Here is a 23,506-nt window from a genome sequence, read left to right on the forward strand (position 1 = left end):
ACCACGAACAGTGGATCTCCGCCTTCGCGGAGATGACGGTTTGAAGCTTGAAGCGTTTTAATTGACCTTTTGCGACACCCTCGATTGGGCGAGGGTTTACGACGATTTTGCTAAAAATTCATCATGACCAAAGGGTTATCAGCTCTTCAATGCGTCATAAATCGAATTCAAATTCACGCTGTTTACAAACTCTTCGGCGATAATTGTCAGTTCGACGGATTTCAGCACCAGAGCATCGCTGGCGTTGTACGCATGCCGTAAGTAGGCATCTTCAACAGATCCCTGGAACTCGTAAGAGCTATAAATCCAGGACATCATGGCATACAGCTCTCCCGGTGAGGATGGATCGTGAGCGCCATGGTGGTCGCTGCTTTTATAAGGCCCGATGACAGCGTCAGCCCAACAATACTTTAAGTAACCGCCTTTCGAGTTTGCCAGTCCATACAGGTAATAACTGAAGGCCTGCTGAATTGCCTGAATGCATTTGTTTTTTAAATCACTTTCCAGCCTTCGCTCCTCATCCGACGGCTCCAGGTCGTCCGGGCTGTTGGCAATAATTCGCTGCAACAGGGCTTCGACCTTTTTATCCAACACTGTTTCGTCCCAGGAAGGTTGCCCCATGATAATTACCGGACGGTGGTTCGCCTTGAACGAGCTTAACTGCTCAAAGGCCGGATCATGTACCAACATTCGTTCTATATTCGGAATACCCTCAGGTTCGTCTGTCCAGGTTTTTTGCAAAGACGAGCTGGCAATTTTACTTTGCAGGAATGGCGAAACCCCGTCATGACTGTGAGTGACGAGCAAGGCATACTTTTTCTTTGTTTGGAAGTAGCTATGTAGGAACTGCCAGAGATGGCTATTTTTTTCCCTGGAGAATGATCCCTTATACCACTGTTTCAGACAACGGCTGGCATCAACCTTCAGTTCATCGACGCTTTCCAGTCGCAGCAATAGCTGATGGTGTTTAACTTCCTTCTTACTTTTGTATTTTTGTAATGGCAATAGATTCAGCCAACCCGATTTCAGGGCTTGACTGGCAAATTGAATAACCGAACGTTTGGTCAAGTCGCTGCCATTGAGTATTTTCACTATTGAATTCAACCAATCGAGCGGCTCTGCTCCGCCATGAACAATCATTTTTAAATAGAGGGATTTAAGTTGATCAGAGACCTGATCCTCATCACTGTCGGACAATATTTGCATTACGGCTTCCGACATCGGATTATCTCCTCGGACATCTATATTACCGATCAATGCCTGCTCGGCATAGTCTGATTCGTCTGTCTCCAGCGACTCCAGGATTGAGACGCCCATGGAAAAGCCGGCAAAATCTTTTTTCCTCCAAAGCCTCACTACTAATTTGAAAGGTGTCAGATCGGCTTCTAACAATGCAGTGTTTGCCTCAAGGGCTTTTTTCAGCTCCTCCAGGCTCATTCCCAGGGCTTTAGCTATAGCTTCCTGTTGTGCTAAATCAGCTCCTTCCAGCAGATCCCTGATTTTCTTTGAATGGGTGCCGGAACCGCTGATCCGCTTGTTGGGCTGGAAGTCAGGCCAGATTTCTATTGCCTCAACAGGTGCCCCGCCCAAATCCACTGACTCCCAGGTTTGACCGCTGTCTATGGAACATTCTGCAAAGGCGTGGTTTTTGTTAGCAATTAGCCGACATGGAATCTCAAAATAACGGCAAAGAGCAACAAAAACAGGCGCACGATGACGACAGCTCCCTTGCCGCTGTGTTACCAGGAATTGAAACAAATTTTTATTACCCTCTGGCATATCACCACCGGAAAACCCCCGGCAATAGTCCTTGATCGCCTCAATGCGCTGCCTGCTGTTTTTAGCGTTTTTTATTGTCTGCAAAGGCGCCTGTACTTTGGTTGGCTGCAGGTCAATTCGGGTAAATACTTTTTTCAGTACTGCTTCCATACCTTCTGAACAGTGGACGTCAAACCGAGTTGATTGTGCGGGTCGGACTTTTTCAGCAAGTGTTTTTTCACCCGCTTCTCTGTGTTCTACGACATAAGCAAATTGAATAGTCTGGTTATCTTCGGCCTTGGCAACATAGAGTGTATGGAGCCCGGCATATCGGTCCCTGATCAAGGTAAATGGCAATGCTGGTGTTATGCGCAGGGCCACGATTCGGTCGTCAGGCTTCAGGCCGGGCAAGGCATATCGACAAGTGTTCGATGGCCGCTCAAAGGTCGCCAGCGTCTGATCGCTGGCTAATGTCACTTCCTGGTCAGGTTCCGGTAACCGACCCGGTATGAGGACTTCGGCTCCCTGCATGTGACGATCATTAATATCGATCCATTTGATGTCGCCCGCAGCAGATACAAAAATATCTCTTGCCCGCCACCGATAATGAGCGGGAAAAAAGTCCTTAGTGTCAAAAATCATATAACGCTTGATTTTTGGTTTACTCTTGTTCTGGTAGTCCGTCATGCGGTCCAATGTTGGAGCCTCTTTTTCGAGGGCTTCGGGATTGTATTTTTCATAGGCCTTACCACTGTCAATAGCCAATGCCTGGTGAACAGACTGTGGCTCAAGGTTGGTACTTTGATGCAATGCCGACGCCTGTTTCTCGCTGACTTTTGGCATGTCTTGTGGTGTTTCGTTAATAAAATCATCGACCAGATGTTTCGGCAGATCACTGATCTGATGCCAGAACAGAGGCCAACATTGTGCACCATCGACACTCCATGCACTGATTCGCCGATCAGCCTCACGAAAGTAAGGCTGGTTAGCTGATAAGATCAGCGTCAGTGTCTGTTCTTTCGACAGGGAAAATACGCTATCAGCGTGCACGCCGGTGTGGCCAAACTTATGATTAAACCAGCTTTGCTGCCAGTGTCGGTAAAGTGTCTGGGTGAGTATGTCGTCCGAGTCATAGGGCTTCATTGGAAGGCCTGATGACCGCCACTTTGCCTGAGCCACGCTCTTGATGATTTCCGTTCTGGCTTCCTGTTCATCCAGCTCAGTGTTAACAAGGATTTCATGTTTTTTTTCATCAACACTGCTGAGATGACTGCTTCGTATCAACCATGGACGATCAATTTTCGGTACTGTCTGATTGAACCAATGGCAAAGTTCGGAATTAAATTCACATTTCCCCATGGCAAGAGCCGAAGACCCGGGCAGTTCCTCCAGCGATAGGTTGACGGCCATCAGATAAAGCCGATAGTGCTGAGTGAGGCATTGATGAAGTGCTTTATCGGTAAAGTCGCCTCTTCTGAAGACAGCCCTGGTGACATTCTGAAGATCAAGGCTGGTCGGCTGCAACGGCAGGTTTTTGCGTTGTAGGCAAGACCTTAAAAGACAATGTTTTTCTGTTAGCTTTTTAGCGACTAATGTCCATTCTGGTGACTCTGGCAACACTTTTTCGGCAATGGTCTGTAATTCTGCCGGGTTGTACTGCCGAATGGGCAGATGTCGAAAACGTCCTTTCAGTGCCGGTGACAAGGGTTTTCGCCCGCTGTACTCAGGCGGGTTGATGGTGGCAAACAGGTGAAAGCCCGGATGGGCGTCACCGGCCAGAATATCGTTTAACTCACCTTCCAGGTGCTGGCTGTCGATCAGATTCATTTCCGAAATCACCACGATGCCACCCTGCACTTTGGCCTTCTGGATCGCTTCACACACTTTGTCCCAGGAACAATCACAGGCATTCAGGTAAAAGACTTCCGGCATCAATTCTTGCCGTTCTTCAGCCTGCTGTTTGACGCTTGCAATCACCAGGTTCAGCGTGGCATCTTTACCTCGCCCGGCCGGGCCCTCAATCAGTGTCGCCTGACGACCGCCGTGTTTTATCTTACGATGATAAGCCTGCTGACAGCGGCTTAAATCCTGTCCAATTCGTTCTACCAGCTCAAAGACTGCCGCTCCGGAGGTATCAAAGTCCGGTCGTATTTTTTGGGTAACTGTTCTGAAGGTCTGCTGAATATCTGACAGGGTCTTGTTACGAACCCTGTCGCTCAGGGTGTTCTCCGGCTGGTAACGGGCAGCAAACCAGCTTTCCAGTGCTGACAGGGCATCCTGATTTGTTTCGGTGATTTCAGGGCTCAGTAGATCCCGAAAACTTTGTTGGATCAAAGCGTTCATTTGCTTGCCGGTAACCGTGTCACCGGCGGATAACGAACGATCCAGATACCAACCCACCCAACTGCAGATATCGGTTAAATCCCTGGGGGTAAACTCATGGTCTGGCAGCAGTTCCTGATAATATTGCCACAGCACCATCAGACTCCCGGTGGCACTCTGCGCAATCCTGCTTGTTTGAGAATCCGGCAGATACCGTTGTAACTGATTGAGCAGAGCCGGTTCCACCACTCTGTCCCTAAGGAAAGCCTGGTCCAGACGTGGGTAGTAAGCCCTGGGCAGCTTCTCTTTCAGGGCCGGGTCCATTTGCCGCCCGGCGTAATGATCCGGGTTACCGGTGAGAATTACCCGGTGTTTTGGACTGACCTTGACAGGATGACCATTCACATAGATGCAGGGTTCCGGTTCCCACAGGCCGTTCAATGACGCCAGTAATCCGGCTTTGGCCAAATTAGCCTCATCCAGCAACAGGGTGATGTATTCTCCGTCTTTATCGGATTCGGTCTTGGCCCATTCCATCAAAGCCCGGTTTTGCTGCGCCATAGAGCGATCGCCATCGGTATGCTCTTGCCACTGCCAGCGTTTCATCAGGGTCTGTTCGCTGTCGGAAGGTCCAAGGGAAATGACCTCAGCCAGTCCTGAAGCGTTCGCCATTTTGGCGGAAAAGTAACTTTTTCCGGTGCCGGTTTCCCCTTGCAGGAAGATAACGGGAGAGTCCGAAAGCCGGTCATGGAGTCGGGATAATCGACGGCTTTCACGATCTCTCTGGCTTATCTCGCCGTGATAAAGATCCCGGGCCAGTGCTGACAAAGGATTATCAGCGGAACCCGTCCATTCCAGTGATTCAGGCAGACGATTTTCTATCTCTTCAATACCTGCTTTGACAGTATTCGCGGTTCTGGCAATATGAAAACAATCGCTGGCCAGAGCCTGAATAGCATCGGATCGGATCTGACCAGACGCAAGGTTTAACTGCCATCCGCAAGCCAGCGCATCCTGCAAACGTTTAATCTGTCTTGATGGCCTGATGGTTAACGATTGAAAGGTCTCTGTTGCTGCCGGATCGACTTTCAACTGGCAGGCCATTGCGTCTTGTTGTTCTGCAGACGTATGGGCTACGATCAGGGCACAGAGCCCGTCCAGAATTTCTTCTACATCCCATTCCGGAGATGAACTTTGATAGTAGAGTTTTGCTTGCTTAAAGATTTTCGGGTCAGAGGCTCTGGCCAGTGGCCAGAGGTTCTGCTTTACAAACTCTCTGTTTAAGTGCGGGGCACTATTGATGACTTCGTTTAACTGGTCCGGATCTACCGAGGCAGTTTGATCCTCATCCGGCTTCCTGTGAGCATCTGGCATCCTATCCGGTAACAACTGCCAACAAACCACTTTCATAAAATCACGGACGGACGGATTCTGCCGGGTGCCATGGGTGATGACACTATTGATGGCCTTACGCCAGTGGCGGGGCAGGAACTCTGGGGACTGGTCAACCTGCTGTGCCCGTCGGGCCGCCAGTATCAGGTTATTCAATAACCCTTCGGTTATTTCAGGCAAAGGGTTACACAGGTGGGCGGGTACGGTTTTAAAGGCTTCGTAAAGTTCATTAAGTGCTTGTTCAGGCAGTTCAGTCCGCGGTATCTCATACCTGGAGGCAGTGATATCCCAGAGATCGGTCTCGGGACAGGGCTTACCTGTGGCAAGCATCAAGTTCAATACTGAAGAGGGGCTTTTTGCAGACTCAGGCCAGAGCAATGTGACGCGAGCTTTTGGGTAGGCCTGTAATTGACCATTCACCAACAGAGGTTGTCCCACAACCAGAGGTTCCAGCAGTTGCTGAAGCGCTGGACTACGCTCGAGTCCCAGGAATACCACCGGCTCACCAGCGGTTAATGCCTCCTGCAATTTACTCTGGCGTCGTCCAAAATACGCCTTTTGTTCCGAGGTGATATGGATATTATCAAATAGCTGGCTGAAGCCTGTCTGTTCATTGACCTGGATGACCAGAGGTGTTTGCGGCTGCTGATTGATCCAGTGTCTGACCTGGGCATGTTGCTGATAAGTAAAGGTGTCAATGGCTGCCTGATCGCTGACTTTTTTCGGTAACTGAACGCTCCCGGGTATAGGGTACTCAACGTTTTCTATCAATCCCAGGGCTTTTGGCTGCCGTCCTGAATGAGCCACCCGAAGTCGGGGCTCCAGGCCAGTGGTTTCGCGAATAGTCTGCAGTGAGCCCAGCAAACGAAACCAGTTTTCCTCATTGAGGGGAGACGTAACAGCGACGGCACCGCCCGCCTGAACCTGTTCCAACAGACAGCTGTTAGGGACTGCATAACCCTCCGGGGCGATGGCAATCGGGCTCAGCCATTCGCTGATATTACTCTCGTTAATGATGACCGGATTTTGTGGTGGTTGCTCTTGATTAAGTCCATTGGCGCCTTGTTTGTCATTTTGTTTTTCAAAAGAGCAGGACAGGCTTTGAAACAGTGAACTAAGCTCGTCATTCCCTACCGGCATCTGATAAAAGTGAACATTGTCGGGTAGCCGACAGACCTTGCCATTGCTCTCAAAGCATTGCTGCGCCAGCATTTGCCGAATCGTCTGTTCAAAGGCCAGATCCTGCCAGTTGGCCCCTTTCAGAATCACCCGTTGACCGACCCTCAATAACTCAAGCCTGCCGGGGAGGTGCTGGATTCGTCCCTGTTTATCTACGCCGGGACCACCCAGCAACAAATGTCGCCAGTGACCGTGCAGGTGACAGTCAATAACCAGGGTATTGTCGTCATCCATGGCGCTTTCAGCGGAGAGTTCCGCCAATACCGGAGGCACCTGGTCGATGTCCATTGCCGAAGCATTGCCGGTCTGTGCGTCGAACTGCCAGGTATTGCCCGGGCGATTAATTCGCCGCCAGAAATCAGCACCGGGTGCATCTTCGCGTTGGCCAACCGATGCCAACTGTTCAGGATCTGCCACCACCAGTAGAGCAACATGTTCGCCCAGAGTGCGTTTCTGCTGGCTGACTTTGTCGTACAGACAGGGGTTATCAGGGTCCAGCAGGTCGTTAAATTTTGGCAGATCCTCGCTGTTGAGATTTCGGATATCCAGCACCAGAGTCATGGGCTGTGAACCTTCAAACAGCTTGCCCGAACCCAGCGTGTGGCCACCGTCGCCGGAAATGCTCAAGCGGGTCACCAGGTTAGCCTGTGACAGGTCATCGGGGTGGGAAATAAGAGTGACATCCCGATGTTCATTGCAGGTCTGGGCAACCAGAAGCTGTCGAATCTCATCATCACTGGCGACAAAACGAAAATCGAAGGAACGGGGAGCCTTTTGGAGCGAGGAATCCGCGGCCAGGGTTTGCGCCTGGTGAGGCGACGAAATCAGTGGTGACGATACCCTGAGCCTGGCAGTGACATCAGAGCAGACTCCTGCAATCTTTGACGTTGATGCATCCCGCTTTGCTTTCTTGGCCGGTACGCCACTGTCAAGAACGGTTGTTTTTATGTCAGCACCATCAATCCGACTGTCCATAGTCAATGTCTCTCCTGCCATCTGAATGACTGTATTGAAATTGTTTAATCATTTGACCTTCAGACAGGAGGAAAGTTCGATTTCAATGGTTACCCGTAACCATTGAAGGGAGTACCGATCTCGAAAAACTTACTATGGTCAGGCTGTCAACGTGTATCTAATGAGTTATATAGCGAATTCAAATTCATGCTGTCCAAAAACTCTTCGGCAATTTTTGTCAGTTCAGCGTTTTTGAGCACCAGAGCGTTGCTGGCGTCCTGTGCCTGTTTTAAGTAGGCATCATTAACAGAGCGCTGAAAATCGGAAGAGCTTGAAATAGCAGACATCATGGTATATAGCTCTTCTGGTGAGGACGGTTCGTGAGAGCCAAAGGCTTGATTGCTGACAAGCTCACTCACCCCGTTAGCATCGCCCCAACAATAGGTTAAGCGACCACCTTTTGAGTGTGTCAATTCATACAGGTAATGACTAAAGGCCTGCCGAATCAATTGATTGCAGTTACTTTTTAAAGTAACCCCAAATTCCACACCCTTTTTCAACTCTTTAACAGAGTCTTTTATGTTTTTGTATCTCATTTCGATATCAGATGTTTTTTCGTTATAGACTTCTTCTGCAAGCCGACGTTTTTCATGAAGAGGTAATGAACCAGAGCAACCTGCAGGATCATCTGCAGTATGCAATGCTTTCATATATTCGTCTTTCAATTTTCGCAGTGCTTTCTCTCTGGATGCACTGAGCTCTTGCAGTTCATCGTCGAACTGTTCTAACCTGGCCCTAGATATACTGACTATTCCTAATAACTGCTTTAAGTGCGGGGTGTTCTCAACTTTTAGTTGAAACAGTTCTTCGGCCTTCTCCTCAACCAGTGTGTTGCTCCAGACAGGTTGCCCCAGGATAATCACCGGGCGATGATTATCCTTGCCCGAGGCTAATTTCGGAAACGCAGGCTGGTGCACCAGCATTCGTTCTATATTCGGCGTACCGTCAGGTTGGTTTGTCCAGGCATTCTTTAACGATGTGCAGAGAATGTTAGCTTCCAGAAATGGCGAAAACCCATCATGGCTATGGGTGGCGAAAAAGTCATTGCCTTTTATTATATGGTGGTATTTACAAGCCGACTGCCAGAACTGAATATTTTTTTCTCTGGACAATAACTGCTTATAAAACTTTTTCAGACAATGGGTGGCTTTGGCCCTCAGCTCATCGAAATCTTTCAGACGCATCAATAGCTTATAATGATCTGTGGCCGATACAATAATAGTTTTGTATTCTGGCATTGGATCCAACCAGCCCGATGCCAGTGCTTCATGGGCAAAGCGAACAACCGAAGCTCTGTGAAAGTTACATTTTGCCAGTATATCCACTATCGAACCCAACCATTGTCGAGAGTCTGCTCCGGCCTGATCAATCATTTTTGAGTACAATAATTTGAGTTGCTGAGCGACCTGATCTCCTTCACCGTAGTAGTTCAACATCGTACATACTGCCTCCGACATCGGTTTACGAAGCCACCGACCATCGAACACCGTTCCGATCAAACTCTTCTCCTCTTCGCCCAATGCTTCTGTGTCCATCGACACTAACATTGAGACGCCCATGGAAAAAGGGCCTAAAATTTTTATCTTCCAGAGCTCCAGTACCCTTTCATAAGGACTTGGATCGGTTTCTGGCAATGCACTCTTTGTCTCAAGTGTGTTGTACTGTTCTCTGGAGTTCACAACAGAGGCCTCAGCCAGAGTTGGCTGTTTTGCTAAATCAGCACCTTTAAGGAGATTCTTGACCGTTTCTAACTCAGTGTCGGGGGCACCCACCTTCCTGTTGTGTTGGAAGTCAGGTCTGATTTCTATTGGCAGCACTGGAGCTCCGCCCAAATCCGCTGATTGCCAGGTTTGGCGGCCATCCAGGGAGTACTCGGCAAAGCTGTGGATGAGGTTATTAATTTGTCGGCATGGAATTCCGAAATAACGGCAAAGAGCCACAAAAACGGGCACACGATGACGACAGCTACCTTGCCGCTTTTTTACCAGAAATTGAAAGAAGTGTTCACTGGGCGCTGGTTTAGCCTTACCGGAAAACTGTAGACAATAGTCCTTAATCGCTTTAACTCGTTGCGTCCTGTTTTCTGCGTTTTTTATTGTCTCCAAAGGCTGCTGTATTTCAGATGGCTGGTCTTCAATGGTCATAAACATTTTTTTTAGTACGGTTTTCATACCTTCTGAGCAGTGGGCATCAAAACGTACTGATCGATCTGATCCTTCTGATTGGGGTTCTTCAGCCGTTGTTTTTTTCCCCGGTTTTTTGGGTTCTACGACATAAGCACACAGAATTTTCTGGTTGGCTTTGGCTTCTGGAATAGTCAGTGTGTGAAGTCCGGTATATCGGTCCCTGACCAGGGTAAATAGCATATTCGGTTCTATGCGCAGGGCCACGATATAGTCGTCAGGCGTCAGGCTGGGCAATGCATATTGGCCATTCTTCGATGACAATTCATAGGTCGCCAGTGTTTGATTTGTGGCTAATGTTACTGACTGTTCACGCCCCGGTAACGGGGCCGGTGTGAGGGCTTCGAACCCCTGAATGTGTCGATCATTAATAACGAACTGATTGATCTCACCCTCGGCAGTGACATCAAAATCACTTGCCCAGAAGCGATACATTCTGGAAGTAATGTACTTCGTATCAAAAATTTTACAATCGTTGACCTGTGGCTTCTTCAGGCCCTCGTAGCCGGTCCTCCGATCCAATGTCTTGGTCTGTTTCCCTTCGTTAACGTAGTTGTCCAACCCACGTTTCGGCAGATCACTTATCTGATGCCAAAACGCACGACACCATTTAACTGAATTGGAGTTCCATAACCCTATCTGTCGATCAGCCTCCCGAAGATAAGGCTGGGAAGCGGGTGTTTTCAGCATTTGTCTCTCTTCTTTGGTCAGGGGGAAGACGCTATTGACGTCTACCCCCGTCCGTCCATACACACGATTAAACCAGCCTTGCTGCCAGTGTCGGTAAAGTGTCCGGGTGAGAATATCGTCCGACTGATTCGGCTTGAGAGAAAGGCCGGATGCCTGCCACCCAGCCTGAGCCATCATCTTGATGATTTCCGTTTTGGCTTCCTCTTTAGTCAAGCCAGGCTCAAAACGAATTTCATGGTGTTTTTCATCAATACTGTTGCCATCACCGGGTCGTATCAACCACGGACGACTAATGTCCGATACCGTCAGGTTGAACCATTTGCAAAGCCCGGAATCCAGCTCACTTTTATCCATGGCAAGAGCCGATGATTCTGGCAGTTTCTCCAGGGATAGGTCGGCTGCCATCAGGTAAAGCCGGTAGTGCTTATCGAGGCATTGATTAAGGCTGTCTTCGCCAAAATCGCCCTCTCTGATAACAGCCCTGGCAACATTCTGCAGATCAAGGCTGGTCGGCTGCAACGGCAGGTTTTTTCGTTGCAGGTAAGCCCTTAAGCGACAGTGTTTCTGAGTCAGCTTTTCAGCCGCAGCTTTCCCTTCTGGAGTCAGTGGCAACACTTTCTCGGCAATGGTCTGCAATTCGGTCTGGTTGTACTGCCGGATCGGCAAATGTCTGAAACGCCCTTTCAAAGCCGGTGATAAGGGCTTTCGTCCGCTGTACTCGGGTGGGTTGATGGTGGCAAACAAATGGAAACCCGGATGGGCATCGCCGGCCAGAATATCGTTCAACTCACCTTCCAGATGCTGGCTGTCGATCAGGTTCATTTCTGAAATCACCACGATGCCGCCTTCGACTTTTGCTTTCCGGATCGCTTCGCACACTTTATCCCAGGAACAATCACAGGCATTCAGGAGAAATATCTCTGGCATGGTTTCTCTCTTTTTCTCAGCCTGCTGTTTGACACTGTTGATCATCAGATTCAGCGTCGCATCCTTACCCCGTCCAGCCGGGCCTTCAATCAGCGTTGCCTGACGGCCGCCGTGTTTTATCTTGCGATGATTAGCCTGCTGACAGCGGCTTAAATCCTGTCCCAGCCCTTTTACCAGCTCAATGACTGCTGATCCAGAGGTATCAAACTCAGGTCGGAATTCTTTGGTGAATGCTTCGAAGTCCCGCTGAATATCTGGCAGGGTTTGGTTATGAACTTTGTTGCGCAGGGTGTTGTCCAGTGGGTAACGGGCGGCAAACCAGATTTCCAGTGCCGAAAGGGCATCCTGTTGAGTCTCGCTGATTTCGGGACCCAGTAGATCCCGGAAACTTTGCCGGATCAAACTGTTCATTTGCTCACAGCTAACACTCTCTCCTTCGGATAACGCACGATCCAGATACCAGCCCACCCAACTGCAGATATCGGTTAAATCCCTGGGAGTAAACTCATGCTCGGGCAACAGTTCCTGATAATATTGCCACAGTGCCATCACGCTCCCGGTAGCATCGGGTAGAATTTTGTTTATTTGAGGTCCTGTCAGATGCCGTTGTAACTGATTGAGCAGCGCCGGTTCCACCACTCTGTCCCGAAGGAAAGCCTGGTCCAGACGAGGGTAGTAAGCTCTGGGCAGTTTCTCCTTCAGCGCCGGGTCAAGCTGGCGCCCGGAGTAATGATCCGGGTTGCCGGTGAGAATTACCCGGTGTTTTGCGCTGACTTTGACAGGATGAGCATTCACATAAATGCAGGGTTCCGGTTCCCACAAGCCGTTCAATGACGACAGCAATCCGGCTCTGGCCAGGTTAGCCTCATCCAGCACCAGGGTTATGTATTCTCCATCTTTGTCGGATTCGGTATTGGCCCATTCCATCAACGTCCGGTTTTGCTGCACCATAGAGCGGTCGCCATCGGCGTGTTCTTGCCACTGCCAGCGTTTCATCAGGGTGTGTTCGCTGTCAGAAGGTCCAAGGGAAATGACTGAAGCTGGTCCTGAAGCCTTCGCCATTTTGGCGGAAAAGTAGCTTTTCCCGGTGCCGGTTTCGCCCTGCAGAAAGATAACGGGAGAGTCGCTAAGCCGGTCGTGGAGTCGGGATAATCGACGGCTTTCACGATCCTTTTGACTCATTTCGCCGTGATAAAGATCCCTGGCCAGTGCTGACAGGGGTTGATCAGTGGAACCCGGCCATTGCATTGATTGAGACAGTCGTTTTTCTATGCGTTCAATGCGTTCTGCGACGGGATTCTCTGTGACATATTCTCCCCTGGCAATGTGGAAACAATCGCTGGCCAGAGCGTGAATGGCGTCGGATCGGGTCTGACCTGATGGAAGCTTTAGCTGCCAGCCAGAAGCCAGTGCATCCTGCAAACGTTTAATCTGACTTGCTCGCCTGATGGCTAACGCTTGATATTGCTCTGCCGCCGCCGAATCAACTTTCAACTGGTACGCTATCGCCTGCCTTTGTGCTTCAGGCGCATGGGCCACAATTATGGCGCAAAGCCTGTCCAGAACTTCTTTTTCAGCCCGCAGTGACAATGGATTTTCATAGGACAGTTTTAATTCGGTGCCTTTAAATACTGCCGGGTCAAAGGCTCGGGCCAGTAGCCACAGATTCTGCTTCACAAACTTTCTATCCAACCGCCGGGAACGGTTGATGATGACAGTTAACCGGTCCGGGTCTACCGAGGCGGCTTGATCCTTATCCGGTAACAAGTGCCAACAAGCCACTTTCATAAAATCACGCACGGGCGGACTCTGCCGGGTGCCGTGCGTGACGACGCTATTGATGGCCTTGCGCCAGTGGCAGGGCAGGAGCTGCAGGGAATGGTCAACCCGCTGTGCTTGTTGGGCAGCCAGGATCAGGTTATTCAGCAAACCTTCGGTCATTTCTGGCAGGGGGTTACAAAGACCGCCAGGTACGGTTTTAAACGCTTCGTAAAGTTTATTAAGTGCTTGTTCTGGCAACTCAGTCCGAGGGATATCATGCTTGCGGGCATTGATATCCCAGAGATCAACTTCAGGACAAGGCTTCCCTGTGGCGACCATCGAACGAAATACTGGCGATGGGCTCTTCGCAGACTCAGGCCAGAACAGAGTGACATGAGCCTGCGGATAGGCCTGTAATTGGCCATTCACCAACAGATGCTGACCAATAGCCAGGGGTTCCAGAAGTTGCTGAAGTGTTGGATTGCTCTCCAGCCCCAGAAATACAACCGGTTTGCCAGCGATTAATGCCTTCTGCAACTCGCTCTGACTTCGTTCAAAATGGGCCTTTTGTTCCGAGGTGATATGGATATTATCAAACAGCTGGCTGAAGCTGGTCTGGTCATTGACCTGAATGACCAAAGGGGCTTCCAGGTGATCTTTGATCCAATGACTTACCTGGGCATGTTGTTGATAAGTGACGATACTAAAGGAGGTCTGGTCCCTGTCTTTTTTATCTTGCTGATGGCTCCCGGGCAGAGGGCACTCATTATTTTCTGTCAGTCCCAGCGCTTTCGGCTGCTGTCTTGAATGAGTCACCTGAAGCCGGGGCACCAGACCTGTCGTCTTGTGGATAGTCTGCAGTAAACCCAGCAAACGAAACCAAAGTACATCATTGAGGGGGGACGTTATGGTGATGACACCACCCGCCCGAACCCGTTCCAACAGACAGTTGTCAGGGACGACATAACCTTCCGGGTTAATGGCAATCGGGCTCAGCCATTCCCTGATATTACTCTGGTTAATGATGACCGGGTTTGGTGGTACGTTGTGGGAAAGTCCTTCTGCATCAGAGTGGGACAGACTTTGAAACAGTGAATGAAGCTCGTCATTCCTTACCGGCATCCGATAAAACTCAACATCGTCCGGTAACTGACAGACTTTCCCGTTACTCTCAAAACACCTTTGCGCCAGCATCTGTCGAATCGTTTGTTCAAAGGCCAGGTCCTTCCAGTTGGCCCCTTTCAGAATCACCTGTTGTCCGGGCCTCAATGACTCAAGCCTGCCGGGTATGTGCTGGATACGTCCCTGTTTATCGACTCCGGGGCCACCCAGCAGTAACTGTCGCCAGTGACTGTGCAAGTGGCAGTCAATTAAAACGGTATTGTCGCCATCCTCAGCACTTTCGGCACAGGAGAGTTCAGGCACTACCGGAGCAACCTCGGCGACGCTCATTAATGAGTCATTGCCGGTCTGTGCGTCGAACTGCCAGGTATTGCCCGGTCGATTAATTCGCCGCCAGAAATCAGCTCCTGGTGCCTCATGATTGCTGCCAACCAATGCCAACTGTGCCGGGTCTGCCAGAACCAATAGAGAAACATGCTTGCCCAGAGGGCGTTTTTTCTGGCTGACTCTGTCGTACAGACAGGGGGTATCCGGGTCCAGCAGATCGTTAAATTTTGACAGTTCAGCACTGGTGAGTTTTCGGATATCCAGCACCAGGGTCAATGGCTGCGAACCTTCAAACAGTTTGCCCGGATAAAGCGCGTGCTGACCCTCTTCGGAAATGCTCAACCGGCTCATCAGATTAGCCTGTGAGAGGTCATCGGGATGGGAAATAAGGGTGACATCCCGATGTTCATCGCAGGTCCGGGCAACCAGAAGCTGTCGAATCTCATCATCACTGGCGACAAAACGAAAATCGAAGTCACCAGGAGCCCCGGAGAGCGAGGAATTCGTTGAGGAGACGGTTCTCGCCTGGTGAGGCGACGAAATCAGTGGTGACGATACCTTGAGCCTGGCAGTGACATCAGAGCAGATCTCGACATCATTTGCCGGTAATGCCAGCTTTGGATTTTTGGCTGGTACGATATTGTCAGACGCGCCACTATCAAGAACCGATTTGTTTATTTCCCTGATCTGAACATCCACTATTAATCTCCTTTCCTGATGTCCCTTGAAGGATTGCATTGAAACTGATTAATCGTTTGACCTTAGGATGAGATTAAAGTTCCATTTTAACTGTTACCCGTCTGCAGGGTTGTCCAGCCTGATGTTCGCGAAGGAAGTCGTCATTCCCGCGAAGGAGGGTGTCGCAAAACTCTGATTCCCATGCTCTGAGGTCGTCATTCCCGCGAAGGCGGGAATCCAGCGCCAACGGTGGGTCTCTGTCTTCTTGGGGATGACAAAGCCAGGGGGGCACCGGGCAGTATGGTTCTGGTGGTGAGTCACTGTGGATTCCCGCCTTCGCGGGTGTCGCAAAAGGTCAATTAAAACGCTTCAAGCTTCAAACCGTCATCTCCGCGAAGGCGGAGATCCACTGTTCGTGGTGGGTTCCCGCCTGCGCGGGAACGACGATCTTGATATATCCTGCTGACCATACCCTTTTGCGACAGCCTCCTTCGCGGGAATGACGAGAATGAAGCCGGGAGTGTCGGGAGTGAAGCACTCAACATGACCAAACGGTTATCAGGTATCCAAAGCATCACAAAGCGAACTCAAATTCAGGCTGTTTAAAAACTCTTCGACAATTTTTGTCAGTTCATTGGTTTTGAGAATCAGAGCGTTACTGACGTTATGTGTCTGCCGCAAGTGGTCATCCCTAATAGCTTCCTGCGACCAGTCAGAGCTCTTGATTAAAGACATCATGGCATACAGTTCTTCTGGTGAGGATGGAGCATGAGCACCACAGTGGCCATCATCGTCTTCCGCCAGGATGAAAGCATCGGCCCAACAATAGGTTAAGCCCCCCCCTTTCGAATGTGTCATTTCATACAAGTAATAAATGAAGGCCTGTTGAATTGCTTTCCGGCATTGGTTTTTTAAGTCAAACACCAGGACTTTGTCCCTGGATGGTACCTCAAGGGACTTCAGGGTGGATTGGTACTTGCTGATGATATCAAGCCTTTCTTTCTGACTATCCGTTGCTTTCAGAGCATTAAAGCATCGTCGATCCATTGCTTCATATTGATTGATTTTTTCCAATATCTGCCTCAAGTACGGGTTGTTCTCAAGTTTCCGTTGAAGTAGGGCTTCGGCCTTTTCATTAATCACTTTGCTGTTCAGTGAGATGTTCCCCAGGATAATCACCGGACGGTAGTTGCCTTTGCCCGAGTTTAACTGCACAAAGGCAGGGTTGTGCAACAGCAGTCGTTCTATATTCGGAACGCCCTCGGGTTTGTCCGTCCAGGCAATCTCGACGGATGGACTGGCCATTATATTTTTAAGGAATGGCGAATGCCCGTTATGAGGATCAGTGATGAAGAAGGCATTCTCTTTTCCCTCCTGGAAGGTTTCATAAGCCGATTGCCATTGCTGGTTATTTTTTTCCCCGGACATCACTTCCTCATACCACTTTTTCAAGCAATGAGCGGCTTTAATGTTCAGTTCATCGACAGCTTCCAGACGCATCAATAGTTTATGATGTTCAACGGTCGTCATAACATATTTGCCATAGGTCGGCACTGGATCCAGCCAACCCGATTCCAGGGCTTTACTGGCAAAGTGAATAACTGGAGGACGGGTCAAATCACTGTTTGCCAATACGTCCACTATTGAGCACAACCACTGGTCAGGGCTTGTTCCGGCCTGGTCGATCATTTTTGAATGGAGTGACTTGAGTAGTTCAGTGACCTGATCTTCATCACTGTTGGACAATATTGGTTTGAGTGCCTCCGACATTGGTTTATAGGGGGGGGTTCCACCTCCAATCACTTTACCGACCAATGCCTTATCGTCCTCGCTCAATACTTCTGTCTCCAGCGACTGCAAGATTGAGACGCCCATGGCAAAACCGGTTAACTCTTTTTCCTCCCAGAGGTTCTTTACTATTTCGAAAGTACTCAGATTTTTTTTTGGCAAGGCATGGTCTGTCTCAAGGGTTTTGTTCAGTTCCTCGAGGCTTATACCATAGGCTTTGGCCAGAGTTTGTAGTTGTGCTAAATCAGCGTCTTTCAGGACATTCTTAAGGAGGTCCCTGCTCTTCTTCAACTCAGTGCCAGAACCTCTGAGCCGACGGGTGAGCTGGAATGCAGATGTGTGTTTTGTTGTATCGGCAGGCGCCCCGCCCAAGTCCACTGACTCCCATGTTTGGCCTTGATCCGGGGAATACTCCGCAAAGGTGTGGAGAAGATTAGATATTGTTCGACATGGAATGCCAAAATAACGACAAAAAGCCATAAAAACAGGCGCACGATGACGACAGCGCCCTTGTCGCTGTGTGACGAGAAAGTGAAAGAAATTTTTATTGTGCTCTGCTGGTATGGCAACACCGGTGAACCCTCGGCAATAGTCCCTGATTGCTTCAATGCGTTGCGTCGTGTCTATAGCACTTTTTATTCTCTGCAATGGCTCCTGCACTTCGTGTGGTTGTTCTTTAATGTTCGTGAGCACTTCCTCCAGTACTGTTTTCATACCTTTTGAACAGCGAGCGTCAGAACGTTTTGACTGTGCTGGTTGGGCTTCTTCAGCAGGTTTTTTTTTGCTCGCTTTTCTGGACTCTACGACATAGGCAAATTTAATACTCTGATTGGCTCTGCACTCTGGAACAGACACTGTATGAAGACCGGTATAGCGATCCCTGAGCAGAACAAAGGACAACCTGGATTCCATGCGCAGGGCTACGATATAGTCGTTGACCGTGAGGCTGGGTAAAGCATACAGACCATTGTTTGGTGTCACCACCAAGGTCGCCAGTGTTTGATCGCTAGCTAATGTTACTTCCTGGTCATCCTGTGGCAATCGGGCAGGTATGAGAACTTCGACCCCCTGTACGTGTTGATAATTAATAATGGTCCGTTCGATATTGCCTTCGGGAGAGATATAAATATCCCTTGCCAACCAGCGGTAATTCCAGGAAGGAAAGTTCTGGTTATCAAAAACTCTATAATCGTGAAAGTGTCGCTTCTCATGGTTTTCATAATCTGTTTCCCAGTCCAATGCCCTGGCCGACTCTGGCTTATGGTTCTTTCTCTGAGCCAATGCCGGTGCCTGTTTCTCGTGGACTTGTGGCAGGGATTGCCCGGAAGCCTTATCACCAGCAACCACTGAGGTTTTGTTAATATAATCGCCAACAAAATGGTTCAGCAGATCCCTGATCTGATGCCAGAACTCAGGCCAACACCGAACGTCATCGGCTTTCCACCCCCTTATCCGCTGATCAGCCTCCTGAAGATAAGGCTGGTTAATTGATATTTTCAGCGTGTGTATCTCTTCTTCGGTCGGGGAAAATACGCTACTGGCTTCCACACCCATCTGGCCAAACAGACGATCAAACCAGCATTGTTGCCAGTGTCGGTAAAGCGCCCGGGTGAGAATATCGTCCGACTTATTGGGGTTCAGGGAAAGACCGGATGCCTGCCACCTTGCCTTAGCCACCATCCTGATTATTTCCGTTTTGGCTTCCTCTTCAATCAGATCAGTGTCGATATGAATTTCATGTTTTTTTTCATCAACACTGTTGCGATCACTGCTTCTTATCAACCATGGACGACTAATACCAGGTACCACCTGGTTGAACCATTGGCAAAGCCCGGAATGAATTGCTCCTTTGCTCATGGCAAGAGCCGTTGACTCGGGCAGTTCCTTCAGCGATAGGTTGGCGGCCATCAGGTAAAGCCGGTAGTGCTGAGTAAGACATTGATGAACGGCTTTTTCGGTAAAATTACCCCCTCTGTTGATAGCCCTGGCAACATTCTGTAAATCGAGGCTGGTGGGCTGCAATGGCAGGTTTTTCCGTTGCAGGTAAGCCCTTAAACGACAATGTTTTTCAGTCAACATTTTAGCCACGGTTTTTCCCTGCTCGTTCTCTGGCAAGACTTTTTCGGCAATGGTCTGCAATTCGGTCGAGCTGTACTGCCGGATCGGCACATGTCGAAAACGTCCTTTCAGTGCCGGTGATAAGGGTTTTCGCCCGCTGTACTCAGGCGGGTTAATGGTGGCAAACAGGTGGAAGCCCGGATGGGCGTCTCCGGCCAGAATATCGTTTAACTCCCCTTCCAGGTGCTGGCTGTCCATCAGATTCATTTCTGAAATGATTACGATGCCGCCATCGACTTTTGCTTTCTGGATCGCTTCACACAGTTGCTCCCAGGAACAATCACAGGCATTCAGGGGAAAGACCTCTGGCATGGTTTCTCCCCGTTCTTGAGCTTGCTGTTTAACACTTTTGATCAGCAGGTTCAGCGTGGCATCCTTACCGCGCCCAGCCGGGCCTTCAATCAGCGTTGCCTGACGACCGCCGTGTTTTATCTTGTGATGATAAGCCTGCTGACAGCGGCTTAAATCCTGTCCCAGCCGTTGCACCAGCTCAATGACTGCCGAACCGGAGGTGTCAAACTCAGGTCGGAATTCTTTGGTGAATGCTTCGAAGTCCCGCTGTATATCTGGCAGGGTGTGGTTATGAACTTTATCGCGCAGGGTGTTGTTCGGGTGGTAGCGCGCAGCAAACCAGATTTCCAGTGCCGAAAGGGCATCCTGTTGAGTCTCGCTGATTTCGGGACCCAACAGATCCCGGAAACTTTGCTGGATCAAACTGTTCACTTGCTCACAGCTAACACTGTCGCCTCTGGGTAACGCACGATCCAGATACCAGCCCACCCAGCTGCAGATATCGGTTAAATCCCTGGGGGTAAACTCATGCCCGGGCAACAGCTCCTGATAATATTGCCACAGTGCCATCACACTCTTGCTGGCCCTGTGTGCAATGTCGTTTATTTGCTGCTCCGGCAAATGCCGTTGTAAATGCCTGACCAGAGCGGGTTCCACCACCCTGTCCCGAAGGAATGCCTGGTCCAGGCGTGGGTAGTAAGCTCTGGGCAGTTTCTCTTTCAGGGCCGGGTCCATTTGGCGCCCGGAGTAATGATCGGGATTGCCGGTGAGAATCACCCGGTGTTTTTCGCTGACCTTGACAGGATGGCCATTCACATAGATGCAGGGTTGCGGTTCCCATAAGCCGTTCAATGATGCCAGTAATCCGGCTTTGGCCAGATTGGCTTCATCGAGAACCAAGGTTATGTATTCTCCGTCTTTGTTGGATTCGGTACTGGCCCATTCCATCAGCGCCCGGTTTTGCAGGGCCATAGAGCGGTCGCCATCGGTGTGCTCCAGCCACTGCCAGCGATTCATCAGGGTTTGTTCGCTGTCACAAGGCCCAAGGCAAATGACCGAAGTCGGTCCTGAAGTTTTCGCCACTCTGGCGGAAAAGTAGCTTTTCCCTGTGCCGGTTTCCCCTTGCAGGAAGATAACGGGAGAGTCTGTAAGCCGGTCGTGGAGTCGGGATAATCGACGACTTTCACGATCCTTCTGACTTATCTCGCCGTGATAAAGATCCCGGGCCAGTGCTGACAAAGGCATATCAGCGGAACCCTGCCATTTCAGTGATTCAGACAGTCGGTGTTTTATATGTTCAATGGGTTCTGCCTCAGAATTCGCTGTTCTGGCCCTGTGAAAACATTCGCTGGCCAGCGCGTGAATAGCATCGGATCGGGTCTGCCCCGGTGACAGAGGTAAATGCCAGCCAGAAGCCAGTGCGTCTTGCAAACGTCTGATCTGTCCTGTTGGCCTGATAGCTAACGATTGATAGAGCTCTGCTGCCGCCAGATCGACTTTCAACTGATACGCTAAAGCATCTCGTTGTTCTTCAGGGCCATGGATCACGACTATGGCACAGAGTCTGTCCATAACGGCTTTTTTCCCCCGCTTTGGAAACGGACTTTCATAGGACAGTTGTAATTCGATACCTTTAAAGACTGCCGGGTCAAAGGCCCGGGCCAGTGGCCACAGGTTCCGCTTCACGAACTTTCTATCCAGTCGCGGGGCACTATTGATGATGGCAGCTAACTGATTCGGGTCTACCGTGGCGGTATGATCCTCATCCGTTGTCTTATCCGGTAACAAGTGCCAACAGGCCACTTTCATAAAATCACGCACGGACGGATTCTGCCGGGTGCCATGGGTGATGACGCTATTGATGGCTTTGCGCCAGTGGCGGGGTAAAAGCTGTGAGGAATGGTCAACCTGCTGTGCTCGTCGGGCAGCCAGTATCAGGTTATTCAATAACTCTGCGGTTATTTCCGGCAGGGGTTTACACAGGTAGCCAGGTACGGTATCGAAGGCTTTGTAAAGTGAGTGAAGTGATTGTTCTGGCAGCTCAGTACGGGCGATATCATACTTGCGGGCATTGATATCCCAGAGATCGACCTCAGGACAGGGCTTACCTGTGGCGACCGTCAAATGAAATATTGAAGAGGGGCTTTTCACAGATTCAGGCCAGAGTATTGTCACACGAGCTTTTGGATAGTCTTGCAACTGGCCATTCAGCAACAGAGGTTGCCCAATAATCAGGGGTTCCAGAAGCTGCTGCAGCGTTGGATTACTCTCCAGCCCCCGGAATACGACCGGCTTGCCAGCGGTTAATGCCTCCTGCAACGCAGTCTTGCGATGTCCGAAATGAGCCTTTTGTTCCGAGGTGATATGGATATTATCAAATAGCTGGCTGAAGCGGGTCTGTTCATTGACCTGAATGACCAGAGGTGAATCCGGCTGCTTATTGATCCAATAACTGGCCTGGGCAGATTGCTGATAAGTGAGGCTGCTGAACGCGATCTGATCTTTGTTTTTTTCCTGTGGGCAGGACAGAGAGACCTCATCGTTTTCTGTCAATCCCAGGACTTTCGGCTGATGTTTTGAATCAGCCACCTGAAGTCGGGGCTCCAGGCCGGTGGTCTTACGAATCGCCTGCAGTGAACCCAGCAAGCGAAACCAGAGTGCCTCAGTGAGGGGAGACGTTACGGTAACTGATCCCCCCGCCCGAATCTGTTCCAACAGACAGGTGTTAGGGGTTGCATAGCCTTCCGGGCTAATGGCAATGGGGCTCAGCCATTGGGCAATATTACTCTGGTTAATGATGATGGGGTTGCGTAATGCCTGTTCTTTGTCAAGAGAAGGGGTCAGACTGAAGAACAGTGAACGAAGCTCGTTATTCCCTACCGGCATCTGATAAAACTGAACATTGTCGGGTAATGGACAGGTCTTGTCATTGCTCTCAAAACGCTTCTGCGCCAGCATTTGTCGAATCGTCTGTTCAAAGGCCAGATCTTCCCAGTTGGCTCCTTTCAGAATCACCCGCTGTCCGGCCCTTAATGATTCAAGCTTGCCGGGGATGTGCTGGATTCGCCCCTGTTTGTCCACCCCGGGTCCACCCAGCAGTAACTGTCGCCAGTGACTGTGCAGGTGGCAGTCAATTAAAACGGTGTTGTCGTCTTCCGTAGTACTTTTGGCACGGGTGAATTCAGGCACTACTGGAGGAACCTCGTCCATGCTCATTGATGAGTTATTGCCGGTCTGAGTGTCAAACTGCCAGGTATTGTCCGGTCGATTAATTCGTCGCCAGAAATCAGCGCCAGGCGAGTCGTCACGCCTACCAACCGATGTCAGCTGTGCAGGGTCTGCCACGACCAGCAGAGAAACATGTTCACCCAGAGGGCGTTTCTCCCGGTTGACTTTGTCGAACAGACAGGGGTTATCCGGGTCCAGCAGATCGTTAAATTTGGGCAGTTCATTGCCGGTGAGTTTTCGGATATCAATGACCAGGGTCAGTGGCTTTGAACTTTCAAAGAGCTTACCTGAACGCAGACTGTGGTGACCCTCTTTGGAAATGCTCAACCGGGTCACCAGATTAGCCTGTGAGAGGTCATCGGGGTGGGAAATAAGGGTGATATCCCGATTTTTATCGCTGGTCTGGGCAACTAAAAGCTGTCGAATCTCATCATCACTGGCGACAAAACGAAAATCAAAGGCATAAGGGGTCTTTGGGAGCGAGGAATCTGTTGCGGAAACGATTCTTGCTTTGTCTGGAAAGGTTGTCGAAGGTAATGATTTATTGAGTTTGGAGGCGATACCAGGGTAGACCTTTACAACCTTTAACGGTAAATCCTGCTCTGCTTTCCTGGCTGGCTCGACACTCTTTTCGTCGCTCTTTTCGCCGCTCTCAGACACGGCAATACCAAGAAAAGAGTTGTTGTCAATTTTCTCACCAATACGACCATCCATAGCCAATCTCCCAA

At 50.0% G+C, this 23,506-nt stretch carries 4 protein-coding genes; all 4 read right to left on the minus strand.

Translation table 11 applies throughout. The features are described 5' to 3' along the window. Positions 1-138 precede the first annotated feature (138 nt). The gene (locus ACOJUO_RS03685; protein ID WP_422138954.1) at positions 139-7,626 is read right to left on the minus strand and encodes an AAA family ATPase; all 7,488 of its coding nucleotides are present in this window, start codon (positions 7,624-7,626) and stop codon (positions 139-141) included. 146 nt (positions 7,627-7,772) lie between these two features. Further along, positions 7,773-15,374 (minus strand): AAA family ATPase, encoded by a 7,602-nt coding sequence (locus ACOJUO_RS03690; RefSeq protein ID WP_422138955.1) that lies wholly within the window; start codon positions 15,372-15,374, stop codon positions 7,773-7,775. Positions 15,375-15,447: 73 nt separating this feature from the next. Beyond that, on the minus strand, positions 15,448-15,645 hold the full coding sequence (locus tag ACOJUO_RS03695; RefSeq protein ID WP_422138956.1) for a hypothetical protein: 198 nt from the start codon (positions 15,643-15,645) through the stop codon (positions 15,448-15,450). Positions 15,646-15,911: 266 nt separating this feature from the next. Further along, positions 15,912-23,492, minus strand: a complete 7,581-nt coding sequence (locus tag ACOJUO_RS03700) for an AAA family ATPase (RefSeq protein ID WP_422138957.1) — start codon at positions 23,490-23,492, stop codon at positions 15,912-15,914. Positions 23,493-23,506: the final 14 nt, after the last annotated feature.

It is taken from the genome of Endozoicomonas sp. ALC020 (assembly GCF_049275935.1).
Taxonomy (GTDB): Bacteria; Pseudomonadota; Gammaproteobacteria; order Pseudomonadales; family Endozoicomonadaceae; genus Endozoicomonas_A.

Excerpts from the sequence above, each read along its gene's own strand:
- ACOJUO_RS03685 (WP_422138954.1), bottom strand. The coding sequence starts at position 7,626 with ATGGACAGTCGGATTGATGGTGCTGACATAAAAACAACCGTTCTTGAC.
- ACOJUO_RS03700 (WP_422138957.1), bottom strand. The coding sequence starts at position 23,492 with ATGGATGGTCGTATTGGTGAGAAAATTGACAACAACTCTTTTCTTGGT.